This window comes from Streptomyces tritici (assembly GCF_048500665.1).
GTDB classification, from domain to species: domain Bacteria; phylum Actinomycetota; class Actinomycetes; order Streptomycetales; family Streptomycetaceae; genus Streptomyces; species Streptomyces tritici.
Genome location: NZ_CP183183.1, coordinates 2,425,604 through 2,441,847 on the forward strand (window position 1 = coordinate 2,425,604; position 16,244 = coordinate 2,441,847).

At 74.0% G+C, this 16,244-nt stretch carries 17 protein-coding genes and 1 tRNA gene; 6 read left to right on the plus strand and 12 right to left on the minus strand.

Features of this window, described 5'->3' with window-relative positions; genetic code table 11:
* Positions 1 to 31: 31 nt before the first annotated feature.
* The 5 genes from orn to ACNJ93_RS11185 all read left to right on the plus strand — a co-directional run bounded on the left by orn (position 32) and on the right by ACNJ93_RS11185 (position 4,706).
* Positions 32 to 634, plus strand: coding sequence for an oligoribonuclease (gene orn, locus ACNJ93_RS11165; RefSeq protein ID WP_418957231.1), 603 nt, complete (start codon positions 32 to 34; stop codon positions 632 to 634).
* A 117-nt stretch (positions 635 to 751) separates the two neighbouring features.
* Positions 752 to 824 (plus strand) — tRNA-His (locus ACNJ93_RS11170).
* A gap of 163 nt (positions 825 to 987) precedes the next feature.
* Positions 988 to 1,671 (plus strand): response regulator transcription factor, encoded by a 684-nt coding sequence (locus ACNJ93_RS11175; RefSeq protein ID WP_418957232.1) that lies wholly within the window; start codon positions 988 to 990, stop codon positions 1,669 to 1,671.
* On the plus strand, positions 1,668 to 3,050 hold the full coding sequence (locus ACNJ93_RS11180; RefSeq protein WP_418957233.1) for an ATP-binding protein: 1,383 nt from the start codon (positions 1,668 to 1,670) through the stop codon (positions 3,048 to 3,050). The genes ACNJ93_RS11175 and ACNJ93_RS11180 overlap by 4 nt, the downstream gene beginning before the upstream one ends.
* A gap of 174 nt (positions 3,051 to 3,224) precedes the next feature.
* Positions 3,225 to 4,706 carry a cellulose binding domain-containing protein gene (locus ACNJ93_RS11185; protein WP_418957234.1) on the plus strand — a complete coding sequence of 494 codons (1,482 nt, stop codon included), beginning with the start codon at positions 3,225 to 3,227 and terminating at the stop codon, positions 4,704 to 4,706.
* A gap of 59 nt (positions 4,707 to 4,765) precedes the next feature.
* Here ACNJ93_RS11185 and ACNJ93_RS11190 read toward each other — a convergent pair whose 3' ends face one another.
* The 8 genes from ACNJ93_RS11190 to ACNJ93_RS11225 all read right to left on the minus strand — a co-directional run bounded on the left by ACNJ93_RS11190 (position 4,766) and on the right by ACNJ93_RS11225 (position 10,429).
* Positions 4,766 to 5,587: a carbohydrate ABC transporter permease gene (locus ACNJ93_RS11190; protein ID WP_418957235.1), complete on the minus strand. Its 822-nt coding sequence runs from the start codon at positions 5,585 to 5,587 to the stop codon at positions 4,766 to 4,768.
* Between the two features lie 4 nt (positions 5,588 to 5,591).
* Complete coding sequence (locus ACNJ93_RS11195; protein ID WP_418957236.1) at positions 5,592 to 6,587, minus strand: carbohydrate ABC transporter permease; 996 nt, start codon at positions 6,585 to 6,587, stop codon at positions 5,592 to 5,594.
* Positions 6,588 to 6,591: 4 nt separating this feature from the next.
* On the minus strand, positions 6,592 to 7,884 hold the full coding sequence (locus ACNJ93_RS11200) for an ABC transporter substrate-binding protein (RefSeq protein ID WP_418957237.1): 1,293 nt from the start codon (positions 7,882 to 7,884) through the stop codon (positions 6,592 to 6,594).
* 161 nt (positions 7,885 to 8,045) lie between these two features.
* On the minus strand, positions 8,046 to 8,234 hold the full coding sequence (locus ACNJ93_RS11205; RefSeq protein WP_418957238.1) for a hypothetical protein: 189 nt from the start codon (positions 8,232 to 8,234) through the stop codon (positions 8,046 to 8,048).
* Entirely contained in the window at positions 8,231 to 8,581 is a 351-nt protein-coding gene (locus ACNJ93_RS11210) for a DUF397 domain-containing protein (RefSeq protein ID WP_418957239.1), read from the minus strand. The genes ACNJ93_RS11205 and ACNJ93_RS11210 overlap by 4 nt, the downstream gene beginning before the upstream one ends.
* A gap of 263 nt (positions 8,582 to 8,844) precedes the next feature.
* Positions 8,845 to 9,687, minus strand: a complete 843-nt coding sequence (locus ACNJ93_RS11215) for a helix-turn-helix domain-containing protein (RefSeq protein ID WP_418957240.1) — start codon at positions 9,685 to 9,687, stop codon at positions 8,845 to 8,847.
* A complete protein-coding gene (locus ACNJ93_RS11220; protein ID WP_418957241.1) occupies positions 9,684 to 10,220 on the minus strand; it encodes a DUF6879 family protein in 537 nt (178 codons plus the stop codon). Before ACNJ93_RS11220 ends, ACNJ93_RS11215 begins: the two co-directional genes overlap by 4 nt.
* Positions 10,221 to 10,222: 2 nt before the next feature.
* Positions 10,223 to 10,429, minus strand: coding sequence for a hypothetical protein (locus ACNJ93_RS11225; protein ID WP_418957242.1), 207 nt, complete (start codon positions 10,427 to 10,429; stop codon positions 10,223 to 10,225).
* A gap of 209 nt (positions 10,430 to 10,638) precedes the next feature.
* On the opposite strand from ACNJ93_RS11225, the gene ACNJ93_RS11230 reads away from it, so the two are divergent.
* Positions 10,639 to 11,163 (plus strand): hypothetical protein, encoded by a 525-nt coding sequence (locus ACNJ93_RS11230; RefSeq protein WP_418961370.1) that lies wholly within the window; start codon positions 10,639 to 10,641, stop codon positions 11,161 to 11,163.
* Between the two features lie 21 nt (positions 11,164 to 11,184).
* Here ACNJ93_RS11230 and ACNJ93_RS11235 read toward each other — a convergent pair whose 3' ends face one another.
* The 4 genes from ACNJ93_RS11235 to ACNJ93_RS11250 are packed head-to-tail and all read right to left on the minus strand — an operon-like array spanning position 11,185 to position 16,222.
* Complete coding sequence (locus ACNJ93_RS11235; RefSeq protein ID WP_418961371.1) at positions 11,185 to 12,453, minus strand: AAA domain-containing protein; 1,269 nt, start codon at positions 12,451 to 12,453, stop codon at positions 11,185 to 11,187.
* 56 nt (positions 12,454 to 12,509) lie between these two features.
* On the minus strand, positions 12,510 to 14,099 hold the full coding sequence (locus tag ACNJ93_RS11240) for a hypothetical protein (protein ID WP_418957243.1): 1,590 nt from the start codon (positions 14,097 to 14,099) through the stop codon (positions 12,510 to 12,512).
* A 52-nt stretch (positions 14,100 to 14,151) separates the two neighbouring features.
* Positions 14,152 to 15,375 (minus strand): hypothetical protein, encoded by a 1,224-nt coding sequence (locus ACNJ93_RS11245; RefSeq protein ID WP_418957244.1) that lies wholly within the window; start codon positions 15,373 to 15,375, stop codon positions 14,152 to 14,154.
* Positions 15,308 to 16,222: a phosphatase PAP2 family protein gene (locus tag ACNJ93_RS11250; protein WP_418961372.1), complete on the minus strand. Its 915-nt coding sequence runs from the start codon at positions 16,220 to 16,222 to the stop codon at positions 15,308 to 15,310. Before ACNJ93_RS11250 ends, ACNJ93_RS11245 begins: the two co-directional genes overlap by 68 nt.
* Positions 16,223 to 16,244: the final 22 nt, after the last annotated feature.

The window sequence follows — 16,244 nt, forward strand, 5'->3', positions numbered from 1 at the left end:
CCGGGCGCCCATCAGCCATAAGGTAGGACGCATGAACGATCGCATGGTGTGGATCGACTGCGAGATGACCGGGCTCTCGCTGACGGACGACGCACTCATCGAGGTGGCCGCGCTGGTCACCGACTCGGAACTGAACGTGCTCGGCGACGGCGTGGACATCGTGATCCGCCCGCCCGAGGCGGCCCTGGAGACCATGCCCGACGTGGTGCGCGCCATGCACACCGCCTCCGGGCTGCTCGACGAGCTGGCGGGCGGCACCACCCTCGCCGACGCCGAGGCCCAGGTCCTCGCCTATGTCCGGGAGCACGTGAAGGAGCCCCGCAAGGCTCCCCTGTGCGGGAACTCGGTCGGCACCGACCGCGGCTTCCTGGCACGTGACATGGCCGCCCTGGAGGGCTACCTGCACTACCGGATCGTCGATGTCTCCTCGGTCAAGGAGCTGGCCCGCCGCTGGTACCCGAGGGCGTACTTCAACAGTCCGGAGAAGAACGGCAACCACCGGGCCCTGGCCGACATCCGCGAGTCCATCGCCGAGCTGCGCTACTACCGCGAGGCGATCTTCGTCCCGCCGCCGGGCCCGGACGGCGACACCGCCCGGCAGATCGCCGCCCGGCACGTCCAGCCCGCCGAATGACCTGGGGGCTCGCGCTCGAGGCGCCCCGACGACAACGCGGGCGCGAGCACCCTCTCGGACCCTGTAGACTTCTTCTCGGCCGGTCGGGGAAACCTTCGGGAACAACGACCGGTCGTGGTGGGTATAGCTCAGCTGGTAGAGCACCTGGTTGTGGTCCAGGATGTCGCGGGTTCGAGTCCCGTTACTCACCCTGAATGACGAAGGGCTGACCTGTGAGAACAGGTCAGCCCTTCGTCATGTCCGGATCCGTGGGAACACTGCGGGAACACGGGTGGTCACATCTCGACCTCGACACGATCGAGCGCGTCACCGCCCCGGCCGCCGTGTCCCCCGTATGGCGTACGGTGCCGCCCATGGCACGTGTGCTCGTGGTCGAGGACGACCAGTTCGTACGCTCGGCCCTCATCCGGCATCTGACCGACGCCGCCCACACGGTACGCAGCGTCGGCACCGCCCTGGAGGCGCTGCGCGAGGTCGCGCATTTCCGGTTCGACGTGGTCGTGCTCGACCTAGGGCTGCCCGATCTGGACGGCTCGGAGGCGCTGAAGATGCTCCGGGGCATCACCGACGTACCGGTGATCATCGCCACCGCCCGGGACGACGAGGCGGAGATCGTCCGGCTGCTCAACGACGGCGCGGACGACTACCTCGTCAAGCCGTTCTCCGTGGAGCACCTCTCCGCGCGGATGGCCGCCGTCCTGCGCCGCGCGCGGTCCGGCGAGGCCGCGCCGAGCCGGGTCCTCACCGTCGGCGGGCTCACCGTCGACCCGCTGCGCCGGCAGGCCGAGCTGGACGGGGTGCCCCTCGACCTGACCCGTCGGGAGTTCGACCTGCTCGCCTTCCTCGCCGGGCGGCCCGGCGTCGTCGTCCCCCGGCGCGAGCTGCTCGCCGAGGTGTGGCAGCAGTCGTACGGCGACGACCAGACCATCGACGTCCACCTGTCGTGGCTGCGCCGGAAACTGGGCGAGACGGCCGCGCGGCCGCGGTACCTGCACACCCTGCGGGGCGTCGGCGTGAAGCTGGAGCCGCCGCAGTGAGATGGGCGCTGGTCAAGGTGTCGCTCGCCGTCACCGCCATGGTCGTCATCGCCTTCGCCGTGCCCCTGGCCCTCGTCGTCCGGGAGATGGCCAGCGACCGGGCGTTCTCCAACGCCGAGCGGCGGGCCTCCGGCCTCGCGCCCGTGCTCGCCATCACCACCGACCGCGCCGAGCTGGACCGGGCCGTCGCCAGCACCGAGGACGGCGCCGCGGGGCGTCTGGCCGTGCACGTGCCGGCGGGCGACGAGCCGGGCGCCCGGCCGGTCGAGATCGGTACCCGGCGGGCCGCCGCGGAGGACCTGGAGACCACCCGGCGGCTCGGCCGGGCCACCGTCGTCGAGGTCGCCGGCGGCTCGGCGCTGCTGCAGCCCACCGCGGTCGGCTCCGGGCGGGTCGCGATCGTCGAGCTGTTCGTGCCGGAGGGCGAGCGGTCCAACGGCGTCGCGACGGCCTGGCTGGTGCTCGCCGGGGTGGGCGTCGCGCTGATCGTGGGCTCGGTCGCGGTGGCCGACCGGCTCGGCGTACGGATGGTCCGGCCCGCCGAGCGGCTCGCCGGCGCCGCGCACGAGCTGGGCGAGGGGCGCCTCGGCGCGCGGGTGCCCGAGGAGGGGCCGTCCGAGCTGAGGTCCGCCGCGATCGCCTTCAACGCGATGGCCGACCAGGTCGTCCAGCTGCTCGCCAACGAACGGGAGCTGGCCGCCGACCTGTCGCACCGGCTGCGCACCCCGCTGACCGTGCTCCGCCTGAACGCCGCCTCCCTCGGCTCCGGCCCGGCGGCCGAGCAGACCCGGGCCGCGGTGGAGCAGCTGGAGCGCGAGGTCGACACCATCATCCGCACCGCCCGCGAGGCCAAGCCGCAGACGCGGGCGACCGGTCCGGGCGCGGGCTGCGACGCGTCCGAAGTGGTCCGGGAGCGGATGGAGTTCTGGTCGGCCCTCGCGGAGGACGAGGGCCGCAAGGTACGCGTCGCCGGCATCGAGCGCCCGGTCCGCATCCCCGTCGCGCGCCCCGAACTCGTCGCCGCCCTCGACGCGCTGCTCGGCAATGTCTTCCGGCACACCCCGGAGGGCACCGCCTTCTCCGTGGACGTCCACAACGGCGAGGACGCCGTCATCGTCCTGGTCTCCGACGCGGGCCCGGGCATCGCCGACCCGGCCGCCGCGCTGGCCCGCGGCAACAGCGGCGACCGGGCCGGCTCCACGGGCCTCGGCCTGGACATCGTGCGCCGCATGGCCGAGTCCACGGGCGGCGACGTCCGCCTCGGGCGCTCGGTCCTCGGCGGCACGGAGGTCCGCGTCTGGATCGCCCTGGACGAGGGCGGCCGCGGCCGGCGCCCCGCCGGGGGCCGTACGCGCCGGGGCCGCCGCAAGCGCGCCTGAACGGCCCGCCGGCGCCCAACGGCCCGCCGGCGCCCAACCTTTCCCCGGTCCCATGGCTTCCTTAAGCGGAGCATAAGGATCCTCAACCGGGCCAACTGTGGGGGCATTTGCCCGAATCCGGCTCGCTAGCGTGCTGCCCGCACCCCACCCCCGTCACCCAGAGGCAGGCACGCGATGGGCACCAGTTCGCATCGGCGCAGGGCGAGCGGCCGGACCAAGGCCGTCGGCACGGTCGTCGCCGCCGTCGTCGCCGGCGGCGCCGCGTTCGCCTTCACCGGCACCGCGCAGGCGTCCGGCGTCGGCGCCGCGTACACCAGGACGAGCTCCTGGACCGGCGGCTACACCGGCCAGTACGTGGTCACCAACGAGACTTCCAGCGTCCAGTCGGGGGGCTGGACGCTGGAGTTCGACCTGCCCGCGGGGACGGTGATCAGCTCCCTGTGGAACGGCGAGCACACCGTCTCCGGGCGGCACGTCACCGTGAAGCCCGCGAGCTGGAACAAGGAGCTCGCGCCCGGCCGGTCGGTCACCGTCGGCTTCGTCACCTCCGCGACCGGCGCCGCGGGCGACCCGACCGGCTGCCTCATCAACAAGGTCGCCTGCTCCGCCGACACCGGCGCGACCCCGCAGCCCAGCGGCCGCCCCACCGGGCAGCCCACCGGCGCCCCCACGGCCTCGGCGACCCCCACCGTCAGGCCCACCCCCACGGCGACCGCCGCGCCGACGCCCACCGCCCCCTCCACCCCGCCCCCGGCCCCCTCCGGCGGCGCGAGGTTCGCCCCGTACGTCGACACCTCGCTGTACCCCGCGTACGACCTGCTCGCCACCGCCGAGGCGACCGGGGTGAAGGAGTTCAACCTGGCCTTCATCACCTCCGGCGGCGGCTGCGAGCCGCTGTGGGGCGGCGTCACCGGCCTGGAGAACGACAAGGTGGCCGCCCAGATCGGCGCGCTGCGCGCCAAGGGCGGCGACGTCCGGGTGTCCTTCGGCGGCGCGGCCGGCCGCGAACTGGCCCTCAACTGCTCCTCCGCCACCGACCTCGCCGCCGCGTACGGCAAGGTGATCGACCGGTACCGGCTCACCAAGGTCGACTTCGACGTCGAGGGTGCGGCACTGCCCGACACCGCCGCCAACACCCGTCGCGCGCAGGCCGTCGCCCGGCTCCAGAAGTCCCACCCCGGCCTGGACGTCTCCTTCACCCTGCCGGTCATGCCCGAGGGCCTGACCCAGCCCGGCGTGGACCTGCTCGCCGACGCGAAGCGGAACGGCGTCCGCGTCGACGCCGTGAACATCATGGCCATGGACTACGGCCCGGCCTACAGCGGTGACATGGGCACGTACGCGATCCAGGCCGCCACCGCGACCCAGGCGCAGATCAAGGGCGTGCTCGGGCTGTCCGACGCGGCCGCCTGGAAGACGGTGGCGGTCACCCCGATGATCGGCGTCAACGACGTCACCACCGAGATCTTCAAGGTCGACGACGCCACCCAGCTGGTCGACTTCGCCAGGACCAAGGGCCTCGGCTGGCTGTCCATGTGGTCCTCGACCCGCGACAAGCAGTGCGCGGCCGGCGCGGTGAACCACGCCGACGCCACCTGCTCGTCCATCCTCCAGCAGCCGCTGGCCTTCACCCGGGCGTTCAGCGCCTACAAATAGGACAGGCGGCACCGGCAAGCCGACCCGAGGCCCCCCACAGTCAGGGCGCGGTGAAGGGCTCAGCCCTTCACCGCGCCCTGCATGATGCCGCCCACGATCCGCCGGCCGAGCACCACGAACACCGCCAGCAGCGGCAGCGTCCCCAGCAGCGCCCCCGCCATCACCACCGCCTGGTCGGGGACATAGCCCCGGCCCAGGCCCGTCAGCGCGACCTGCACGGTCGGACTGCCGCTCTGCGTCAGGGCGACGACCGGCCAGAGGAAGTCGTTCCAGGCCATCACGAACGTCAGCATCGCCAGCACCGCCATCGCCGGGCGGGCCGCCGGGAACACCACGTGCCACAGCACCCGCCAGGTGCTCGCCCCGTCCACCCGGGCCGCTTCGACCAGTTCCGCGGGCAGCGCCCGGACCAGGTACTGCCGCATGAAGAACACCCCGAAGGCGCTCGCCAGCGCCGGCAGCACCACGGCCTGCAGCCGGTCGGTCCAGCCCAGTTCGGCGATCAGCAGGTACAGCGGGACGACGCTCAGCTGCGGCGGCACCGTCATCGTGGCGACCACCATCAGCAGCAGTCCGTCCCGGCCGCGGAAGCGCAGCCGGGCGAAGGCGAACCCGGCGAGCGTGGCGAACAGCACCGTGCCCGCCGCGACCGTCCCCGCCACCAGCGCGGTGTTGAGCAGCGCCGTGCCGAGCGCCGCGTCGGTCCAGGCGGTCCGCAGGTTCGCCCCCAGGTTCCCGCCGAACCAGAACGGCGGCGGCGCCTGCGCGAGCCGCGTCGAGGTCCCGGAGGCCGCGACCGCCGTCCACAGCAGCGGGAACAGCGAACCGGCCGCGAACAGGACCAGGACCGTGTACGTGGGCCACCCGGCGCGCCGTCTCATCGGATCAGCCCCCCGCCCGCAGCCGCCGGGCCAGCAGCCAGTGAACGGCGCCGATGACCAGCAGGATCAGGAACATGGCCCAGGCGATCGCCGAGGCCCGCCCGAGGTGCAGGTTCACCCAGCCCTGCTCGTACAGGTACAGGCCAAGGGTCTGGTACTGGTGCTCCGCCCCGCCGTTCGCGCCCGCGCCGCCGTTGAACAGCAGCGGCTCGCCGAACAGTTGCGTCGCCCCGATGGTCGAGACGATCACCGTGAACAGGATCGTCGGCCGCAGCGCCGGCACCGTCACGTGCGCGAACTGCCGCCAGGCCGAGGCGCCGTCGAGCTCCGCCGACTCGTACAGCTCGTCCGGGACCGCCTGCAGCGCCGCCAGATAGATCAGCGCGTTGTAGCCGGTCCACCGCCACACCACGATCGCCGACACCGCGAGCCGCGAGGCCCACGTCCCGTTCTGCCAGTCCACCGGGCTCAGACCGGCCACGCCCAGCAGCCAGTTGACCAGCCCGTGGTCGCGCGCGAAGAGCAGCCCGAACACCAGCGTCGCGGCGGCGACGGAGGTCGCGTACGGGGTGAGCACGGCGACCCGGAAGAACGTCCGGCCGCGCATCCGCCGGTGCAGCAACTGGGCCAGGCCGAGCGCGATCAGCAGCTGCGGCACCGTCGACAGGACGCCCAGGATCACCGTGTTGCCGAAGGCGTTCCAGAAGAACTCGTCCCCGAGCAGCCGGGAGAAGTTCCGCAGCCCCACCCACTCCCGCCGCTCCGGCGCGGTCAGCTCCACCCGGTGCAGCGCCGCCCAGCCCGTATAGAGCAGCGGGAAGAGCCCGAAGGCCGCGAACAGCAGGAAGAACGGGGCGATCAGCGCGTACGGGCTCCAGCGCACGTCCCAGCGGTGCAGCCGCCCGCCGTGGCGCTCCCCGGACACGTCCCGGCCGGCGAGCGGCGGCGGCGCGGTGGGGTCGCGCGGCGGGGGAGCGGCGACGGAGGCGTCGGTGACCATCGGCTCACAGGTCCAGGGCGTTGTCGATGGCCTTCACCGCCGCGTCCCAGCCCTCCTGGGCGCTGCGGCCCTTCTGGTCGACCTGCAGCATCCCGACGTCCGCCAGGTTCTGCGAGATGACCAGGTCCTTGGGGCCGACGGCGGCGACCGGGACGCCCCGCGCGGCCCGCGTGAAGATCGCCCCGATGGGCGCGCCGCCGAAGTACGGATGGGTGGCGGCCGCCACCTGCGGCAGCGCGTGGGCGGCCGGGGAGCTGGGGAAGCTGCCGCGCCGCTCGAACAGCAGGGCCTGCTGCGCGGGCGCGGTCAGCCAGGCGGCCAGCCGGGCGGCCTCGGCCCGGTGCTTCCCGGCGGACGGCACGACCAGGAACGAGCCGCCCCAGTTGCCGGGGCGGGGCGCGGCGGCCACGTCCCACGTGCCCCGGCCGGCCGGGCCCGCCTTGTCCTGGATGTAGCCGAGCATCCACGCCGGGCAGGAGACCGTCGCGAACGCGCCCGTGGCGAAGCCCTGGTCCCAGGCGGGGGTGAACGGCTGGAGCCGGGCGGTCAGCCCGCCGGCGGCGAAGGCGGCGGCGAGGTTCCAGGCGTCCTTCACGGCCGGGTTGGTCTTGTAGACGACCTCGCCCTTCGCGTCGTAGAACCGTTCGGCGCTGCTGCCGTTGATCGCCGCGAGCACCCCGGAGGCGGAGTCCACGAAGGCGGTGCCCTCCGGCGCGCCCTGCTGGTAGCGGCTGCCGGCCCGCAGATAGGCCCTCCAGTCCCCGGCCCACAGCGCGCCGACGGCCTCCCGGTCGGTGGGCAGCCCGGCCCGGGCGAACAGGTCCTTGCGGTAGCAGATGGCCTGCGGCCCGATGTCGGTGCCGAGCGCGACGGTCCGGCCGTCGCGCGTGGTGCCCTGTGCCCATTTCCACGGCAGGAACGCCGAGCGGTCGACGCCGGGCACCCGGCCGAGGTCCTCCAGCTTGCCGCCCTGGGTGGCGGTGACCTCGGCGATGTTGCCCACCTCGACGGCCTGCACGTCGGCGAGGCCCGAGCCGGCGCCGAGGTGGGTGAGCAGCTGCGGGTAGTAGTTCTCGTTCCGGGCGATCGAGGTCTGTTTGATCACGACGTTCGGGTGCAGCCGGGTGTACGCCTCGTACAGCCCGGCCTCCTGATAGCCGAACGCCCCGAACACCCCCACCGTGAGCGTCGTCACACCGCTCCCCGTGCCGCCCGCCCCGTCGCGCTCCCCGGTGCAGCCGCCGAGGAGGGCCGCCCCGAGGACGGCGGCGACGAGGACGGCGAGGCTTCTGCGCATGGCGACACGGTAGGGGCGGGGGCCGCCGCCGACCGGGGACACGACGAAGGCCCGGTCCGTTTCCGGACCGGGCCTTCACTCGTCAGGGTGAGCAATGGCTGCGGCGGCCCCGGCCGACGACGGGGGATGGACGGATGCCGGCCGGGGCGGCCGGTGGGCGGTCAGGCGGTTCCGCGCGGGGCGACCATCCGGCCCTTGCGGGTGGCTCCACCGCAGTCCCGGCACGACACGATCACCGCGAGCTCGTAGACGTAGGCGTCGGTGTTCCTGCTGCGGCACTCGTGACACGGCGTTCCGCTGAGCCGCTGCTGCACGTGCATGAACGTCCGTCCGACATCTGCCGCGTTCATACGGTCGCGGTGCTGCCGGCCTGCTCCATCTCCGCGTCGGTGGCGCGGAGATGGTCGAACTCCCCAGCCGCGGCCCCGTCGAGGAACTTCGTGAACTCGGCCCGGCTGAAGTACAGGACCGGGGCGGCCGGGTCCTTGTCGTCCGACAGGGCGACCATGCGGGTGCCGTCCGGAATGCTCGCGTGCGGGTGGCCCTCGGCAGCCGGTGCTTCGGCCACGATCACGCAATCCTTCAGGATCGGATCGAGGTCGGTCCGGCCGGCCTTGCGCCAGTGCAGGCCAGGCGCGTTGGCGTTCTCGTACGGCTTCGTCGTACGGCCGTTGCTGATGGTTCCGGCAGCGCTCATGCTGCTCCTCAGGTGTGTGCGCTTATGGCAGGGACAGCCGCACGTGAGGGTGAGGACGACGTCTCCGTGTGGCGTGGTGACCGGGCCCGGCCGGCAGTAGCCGTGGGCGTCCAAGCGGCATTCCGGCGTCCTGTCCGCTCGGGGCGGGGTCGTCATGCGCCTCTCCGTAGGGCCATGACCAGGACGTTAGGCAGTGGCAGGGTGGCGTGGCCGCCTGGTTGCCCGGGATTGCGCGCATCGCTCCGGGGGTTGGCGGCGGTTGCTCAGGTCGGTGCGACCAGGCCGCGGGCCCGGGCGATGAGCCGGTGTGCCGCCGGCCCGTACGCGGCCGATGCGCTCAGGCCGTCCCACACGCGCCCGTACAGCGCGAGGTCGTCTGCGGAGTCGTACTGCAGCTCGGTGTTGATGGTCTCGACGACGACCCGCTCCTCGTCGAAGATCCAGAACCCGTGCTTCGGGGTCAGCGCCATGGGCGCACCGAGCGGGACGACGCCCAACTCGACGGTGGACATGCCGATGAGTCCGATGAGTCGGTCGAGCTGCCCGGTCATCGTCTCCCCGCTGCCGACGAAGGCGTGCAGGGCTCCCTCCCACACGAGGACGCGGAACAGCTTCCCCGCCTCGTACAGCACCTCTTGGCGGCGCATGCGGGCGGCGACGGCGGCCTCGGTGTCCCGTGGCGACCGCATCAGTTCGGCGTTCTGGACCAGAAGGTGCCGGGCGTAGTCCGGGGTCTGGAACAGGCCGGGGATGACGGTGGTCTCGTAGCCGCGCATCGTGGCGGTGCGCCGGTACTCGACGACGTACCGGTCCTGTACGGGCGCGTGGCCGGCAGCGAGCTGGCGCCGCCAGTGCCGCTGCTGCGACTCGAGACCGCGCAGGCGGGCAAGCAGCTCGGCGCACACGTCGGGGCGGCCCGCGGCGGCGGCCCACGCTTCCAGGTCCTCGGCGCTGGCGGTCTGCTTGCCGTTCTGGAGGCGGGACACCTTCGAGCGCTGCCAGCCGAGGCGCTCGGCGAACTCCTTGCCCGTGAGCCCGGCCTCGGCACGCAGCTCGCTCAGGCGCGCGCCCAGGGCCTCGCGGCCGCTCTGGAAGTCCGTGCTCACACGGAGGAACGTACCCGCGCCCAGACGTCCGCAGAAGGCGTTGCGGCAGCGCGGGCGGCGTCACGTGCCCGGCATGCGGCCAGCACCTCGTCGGGGTCGTTCACGACCTCCACGCCGATCGTGGTGTCGGTCGCGTCGATGTGCATCCGGACGAGGGTGCGGGAGTCGAACAGCCAGAAGTCCCAGTCCGGCAGCCCGAGCCGCTCCGCCTCCGCTCGGGGCAGGACGCGGATGTCCTCCCCCGCCTCGATGTTCCCGGCGGCGGTCGCCATGAGGAAGCGCTGTCCGTCCGTCGGGGGCTCGTCGACGATCCGGACCCGGGAGAACCGGGCACCCTGGGCGGCCTTCTCCCGCACGTTCACGTTCCACGGGTGCTCGGGCTCCGGGGCGGGGTCGATGCCGCGCATGAACGCCCGGTATCGGGCGCCGGCCCGGTCGGTGGCGTAGCCACGGCGGGTCTCCAGCCGGAACGCGGTGTGCTGGAACTCGGCGAACAGGTGAGTGATCTCCTCGAAGGGGATCAGCGGGGGCACGGTCACTCCTTGGGGGCGAAGCGGGTCAGCAGCTCGCGGGGGACGACGACGGCGGTCTCCGTGACGCCGAGGTCGCGGAGCTGGGCGCGGTGCTCGTCGTCCACGGCGAGCTCGTCGCCCTGGACGACGATGTCCCCGGTCTCGACCACCTCGTACAGGGTCGGGCAGTTCCCGTGCTCGCTGGTCGTGCCGATGAACCTGAGCGTCATGGTGTGCTCCATCCTCGATGGGTGGAGCACCAGCATGCTGCGCGTGGCGTCGCGGCAGCGGTGGATTGCGCCAGATTGCGGGAGCGCCTGCCACGGGGTGAGTTGCCCGCAATCCGCGCCTCGGACCTCAGCTTGCCGGGAGTGAGGAGTGCGAAGCCGCAGCAGGCCGAGGAAGGCGACCGCGACCACGGCCGGGGGCGTGGGGCATGATGGCGGCGATGCGAAGAGGACTCGTGCACGTGCTGGCGTGGTCGCTCGCCACGGGCGCGGCGGTCACGCTCTCGTGGTGGGGCGTGCACACGGTGCTGGCGGGCACGGCGTACGACCCGCCCCTCGCGCTGCCCATCCCCGCCGCGGGGTCCGGCTCCCCGACGGCGGACGAACCGGATCTCCTGGCCTCCTCGACCCGGCATCCGGAGACTCCGGCGCCGTCGAAGAAGCCGCACCGATCCGCGCCGGCGCCCCCGCCGAGCCCCACCCCGACCCCGATGCCCCGCCCGTCCGCCCCTGACGGCCGGGTGAAGAGCTACACCGTCGACGGCGGCCGGGTCGTCTTCGCCCTCGGCGAGACCTCCGCGGAGCTGGTCTCGGCGACCCCGTCGGCGGGCTGGCAGATGCAGGTCTGGAAGCAGCCGACCTGGATCCGCGTCACCTTCACCCGCGACGGCCGCGAACAGTCCGTCTTCGCCGTCTGGCACGACAGCGCCCCGCGCGTGGAGCTCGACGAACGCTGACGTCCGCCCCCGGCCGGGCCTTCAGGGCGTCCAGCTCACCCGGTGCTCCTGCAGGTGGGACAGGACCGCGTGGTTGGCCTCCCAGCCGTCGGGGAACTTGACCGTGACGCCCAGCTGGACCGGTTCCGTCGACGGGTGGTCGTCCAGGAGGTCGGTGACGCCGGCGCGGCAGACGACGATGCAGGCGTGGCGGTGGCGGGAGGCGAGGACGCACAGGCGGCCGGTCTCCAGGTGGAAGGCCGTGGCGTCGGGGCGGCCCGACAGGGGGTGCAGGACGACGGTCACGTCGTACTCGCGGCCCTGGAGGCGGTTGGCCGTGTCGACGGTCACGCCCGTCACGCCCAGCTCCGCGAGCGCCGCGCGGACGGCCGCCGCCTGGTCGCGGTGCGCGGTGCCGACCGCGATCCGGCCGGCGGTCAGCGGGACTGGGGCCTCGGACCGCTCGCTGACCGCCGCGCCGCCGCGGTCCAGGAGCCGCCGCACGACCAGGGCGACCGCGCGGACCGCCTCCGGGTCCGTGCGGGGCGTGTGCCGGGCCGGGAGCTCCAGGAGGCCCCAGCCGGACTCGGCCGCCTCGTCGAGCACCCGGTCGGGGCCGGAGCCGTCCGAGGGGACGCCGAACGACAGCCGCCGGTCCCCGTGGTCCGTGCCGCTGCGGAACGGGGTGTACGGGTAGAACGCGTCGGAGACCAGGGGCGCCGCCGAGGCCGGGAGCCGCCACGACACCGGCAGGCGGTGCTGGGGCAGGTCGGGGTTGTGGGCCAGCAGGGTGCTGACGGCCGAAGCCGACGGGTCGTACGACAGGCCCGCCCACTGCTCGGCGCCGACCACCGAGAACGGGTCCAGCTGCCCGGGGTCGCCGACGAACAGCGCCCGCTCGAACAGGCCCGCCACGGCGAGCAGCGCGTCCGAGCGCATCTGGTACGCCTCGTCGACGATCGCGTGCGCCCACGGCTCCACGTTCTTCACGTGCGCCCACTTCGCGGCGGTGGACAGGACCACCGGCAGCCCGGCCAGTTCCGCCGCCTTCGACGACTTGCGCACCAGCTCCAGGTCGTCCAGTGCCTTGTCGTACGGCTCGCTGTCGTTGGAGTGCAGCCGGCCCACCTCCAGCTCCGGCTCCTTCTCCGCGAGCCGCAGCACGAGGTCGTCCACCTGCGCGTTCGTCTGCGCGACGACCATCAACGGGCGCCCTGCCGCGGCCAGTTCGAGCGCGGCGCGGACCACGAGCGTCGACTTGCCGGCGCCCGGCGGCGAGTCGACGACCACGCCGCGCGCGTCGCCGTGCATCGTGCTCGCCAGGATGTCGGCCGTCGCGCGGGCCGCCTCCGCCGAGGGGTCGAACGTCACAGCAGGTCCTCCGGGGTCACGGCATCGGGCAGTTCGGCGACGTCCGTACGCGGCGGGCCGCCGTGCGTCCAGGGGGTCTCCTCCGGATCCGGCAGCTTCGCGCCGACCCGCTGCTCGTGCTCGAACAGCGTCCAGGCGAGCCGCTCGCCCTTCTCCGGCACCGAGCCCTCGGCGGGCTCCTTGCCGCGGCCCATCCGGTCCAGGATCCGCAGCACCGGCGAGCCGTCCTCCTCGTAACCCACGAACTGGGCCGTCTGCGGCTTGCCGTCCAGCGAGCGGTACACCTTCACGCCCTCGCCCAGATGCGGCCGGTCGTCGGTGCGCACGGTGAGCAGCGGCCTCGGCGCGGGGCGCTTGGACTCCGTCCACGCCATCGTCACCTCCACGACCTCCGCCACGAACGCCTCCCCGGACAGCCGCCGTCCGGCGAGCACCAGCGGGTCGTCCAGCGCCTCCTGCGCCTCCAGCTGCCCCTGCGCCTGCTCGCGCGCGGCCAGCTTGCGCGCGGCGGTCACCGCGTCGTCCCGGCGCGGCTGCGGCGGTTCGCCGGCCGCCACCCGGTCCCGGTGGGCGGTGAACGACCAGCGGTCCCGCGTCCAGCGGTCCGGCACCCTCGCCCCCTCGGGCAGCTCCCGCAGCAGCTCGACGGCGCGCCACACCGCGTCCCAGGTGGGCCGCAGCTGCCCGCCGACCAGCCGGCGGATGTCCGCCTCGGCGCGGTGCAGTTCGCCGAGGCGCGCGTCCGCGGCCTCGCCGTCCTCGGCGGCGCCCAGCGCCTGCCGGGCCCGGTCGTACCGCTCGACGGCGGGCGCGAGCAGCCGGTTGTCGAACGCCGGGTCGGTGGCCGGTCCGGCCGGCGGGCACAGCAGCTGCCCGTCCCGGTCGCGCCCGAGCTCGGCCCGCAGCGCCGCCTCGGCGCCGGACTCGCCCTCGGGGACGTCGATCCAGGCCAGCAGCGCGCCGAGGTGCTGGTCCTCCAGCGAGGACTGGCCGGTCGCCCAGTGCCGGTTCAGCAGGTCCGTCGCCGCGAGCAGCAGCGAGGAGCCGGGTACCCGGGCCCGCTCGCCGAAGTGGGTCAGCCAGCGGCCGAGCAGCGGCACCCGCGGCGGCGCGGGGAACGGCGTCTCGGGGTCCTGCTCGGCCGTCCGCCGGAACCGCATGGAGCGCCCGAGCAGCCGTACGTACTCGACGCCGGCCCGGCTCGGCACGATCAACTGCGGCGCGTCGGAGCACAGTTCGACCTCGACCTTGACCTTCTTGCCGGTCTCCGGGTCGGTCTCGTTCTTCTCGACCGCCTCGACGCCCTCCGTGAACGAGTCGACGTACGGCAGGATCTCGTCGGCCAGGTCGGCGAGGAACGCGAATCGCAGGTCCCGGTCGCGCGGCTGCGGAACGACCAGCAGCCGCGGCTGCTCCGGGTCCGTGCCGACCAGCGCGCCGAGCGGTGCGCCCGCCTCGCCCGCGGTGGTCAACGGGACGAGGATCAGGGGCCGTTCGGCGAGGTGCCGGTGGCGTACGGTCGCCAGCGGCTGGGCCCGGCCGGTCTCGACGGCCTCCATGCGGGCCAGCGTGGAGATCAGCGACATCCGAGGGCTCCTCGTCCGGCGCGGAGGGCCGCGCGCGTGGTCCGGGGGGCGGTCAGCATGCGAACGCCTCCCGGCCGGGCGCCCCCGTACTCCCGGGCGGGCGCGTCGCCAGCGCCTCGGCGCGCAGGGCCCGCGCCCGGCGCACCGCGGCGACCGTCGGATCCAAGGCGTCCAAGGCGTCCTCCTCGCCGCCCTCCGCGCCGTGGGCGTCCTCGCCGCCCTCGGCGCCGTGGGTGTCCCCCGCCTCGCCGCGGGCCGCGGCGAGCACCGCGCCGATCGTGGTGAGGCCCCCCAGCTCGCCCCGCACGGACCGGCCGAGCACCTCCACCACACCGGCGAGCCGGGCCCTCTCCCGGCAGTGGAAGGCCAGTTCGCAGGCGGCCAGGCACTCCGGCGCGTACGCGTGCGGCACCGCCTCGACGGCCTCGGCCAACTGCTCGGGCGTGCAGGTCTCGACGTCGAAGGTGAGCCCCTCCGGCAGGGCCGCCGCGATGTCCTCGATCCGGGTCAGCCGGGCGAGCTGACGGCTGGTCACCGCGCGCTGCTTGCGCACGTCGACCATCGAGCCCGTGGGCAGGTTGGAGAAGTCCTTCGGGCACACCAGCAGCACCGACTGCGCCACGGTCGCGCCCTCGGTGACCGCCGCGACCTTCTCCAGGGCCAGCACGTACACGGCCGCCTGCCGCGCGGCCGCGCCGACCTTCGAGGCGTCCGCCGAACCGTCGATCATCGGGAAGGACTTGATCTCCACGACCGTCCACCGCCCGTCCGGCCGGACCACGACGGCGTCCGGCTCCAGGAACACCGGCGAGCCGGCCACGTCCAGGGCGAGCAGCGGATGGTCGAGCAGCGTCCAGGCCCCGGCCCCGGTGGCCTCGCGCAGGGCGAGCGAGGTCCGCGCCGCCCGCCCCTCCGGGCCGGCCGCGGCGAGGTCGGGCAGCAGCACCTCGGCGGTCTCGTCGACCCCGAGCAGCCGCAGCAGCTCCCGGCCGCCGTCCGCCTTGACCTTCGCCTCGAACGCGTTGCCGCGCATGATGGCGAACTGGGACTGTCCGTACGCCGCCGGAGACCCGAGCCGTGACGCCAGCGCGGTCTTGTCGACCCCCGCGCCGTCCAGCAGGGCGCGCCGCCGGCAGCCGGGGTTGGCGGCGAGGGCCGCCAGCGCCCGCGCGTCCATCGGACGCGGCGGGACGGCCGGGCCGCGCAGCTCAGCGAGCCGGCGTCGGAGTCTCGTCTGCGGAGCTGGGGGCGCTCCGCCGGCCTGGGATTCGCTCACCCGCGGAAGTGTCGCATCCGCCAGTGACAATCGGGGCCGGAGCCGCCACCGCGCCGCCGGTCACGCGCGCCCGCAGCCGGTCCGCGGCCCGCAGGAACGGGGCCGTGAGCAGCAGCCCGAGGCCCATCACGCCGGCGCCGGCGACCGCGTCCAGGAAGTAGTGGTTCGCCGTGCCCATGACGATGATCACGGTCAGCAGCGGGTACGCCGTGCCGAGCGCCTTCCACAGCGGCGTACGCCCGTACCGCCACAGCATCACCCCGCACCACAGCGCCCAGCCCACGTGCAGCGAGGGCATCGCCGCGTACTGGTTGGTCAGCCCGCCGAGCCCGCGCGGCGCGCTCGCCGCCCCGCCCCACCAGCCGTACGCGCTGAACTGGGCCATCGTGTCGACGAAGCCGTGGCTCGCGTCGAGCAGCCGGGGCGGGCAGGTCGGCAGCAGCGTGAACCCGACCAGCCCGAGCAGCGTGGAGAGCATCAGCCAGGTGCGGGCCGCCCGGTAGGGGGTCTCCCCTGCTCGAGCGGAGCCGAGAGCTTGGGGGAGCACGGGGCGGCGGCGGAACAGCCACACCAGGACGGCGGGCGTGACGAGGTAGTGCAGCGTGGCGTACGCGTAGTCGGCGGGGATCGCGAGCTCCGGCGTGCTGGTGAACAGCCGATTGAGCGGATGCTCGGCGTTCAGGCTCAGCAGCTGCTCGAACCGCAGGATCGCCAGGCCGTGGTCGACCGCGGTCTGGACATCGCCGCGGACGAGCAGCCGGCCGCCCGTGTACGCGCCGTACACCACGGCGAGCAGCAGCAGTTCCGTCCACCAGCGGGGCCGGGCCCCTCGTACCGCGTGCGGCACGGCTCCTTGCTGCAGCGGCATC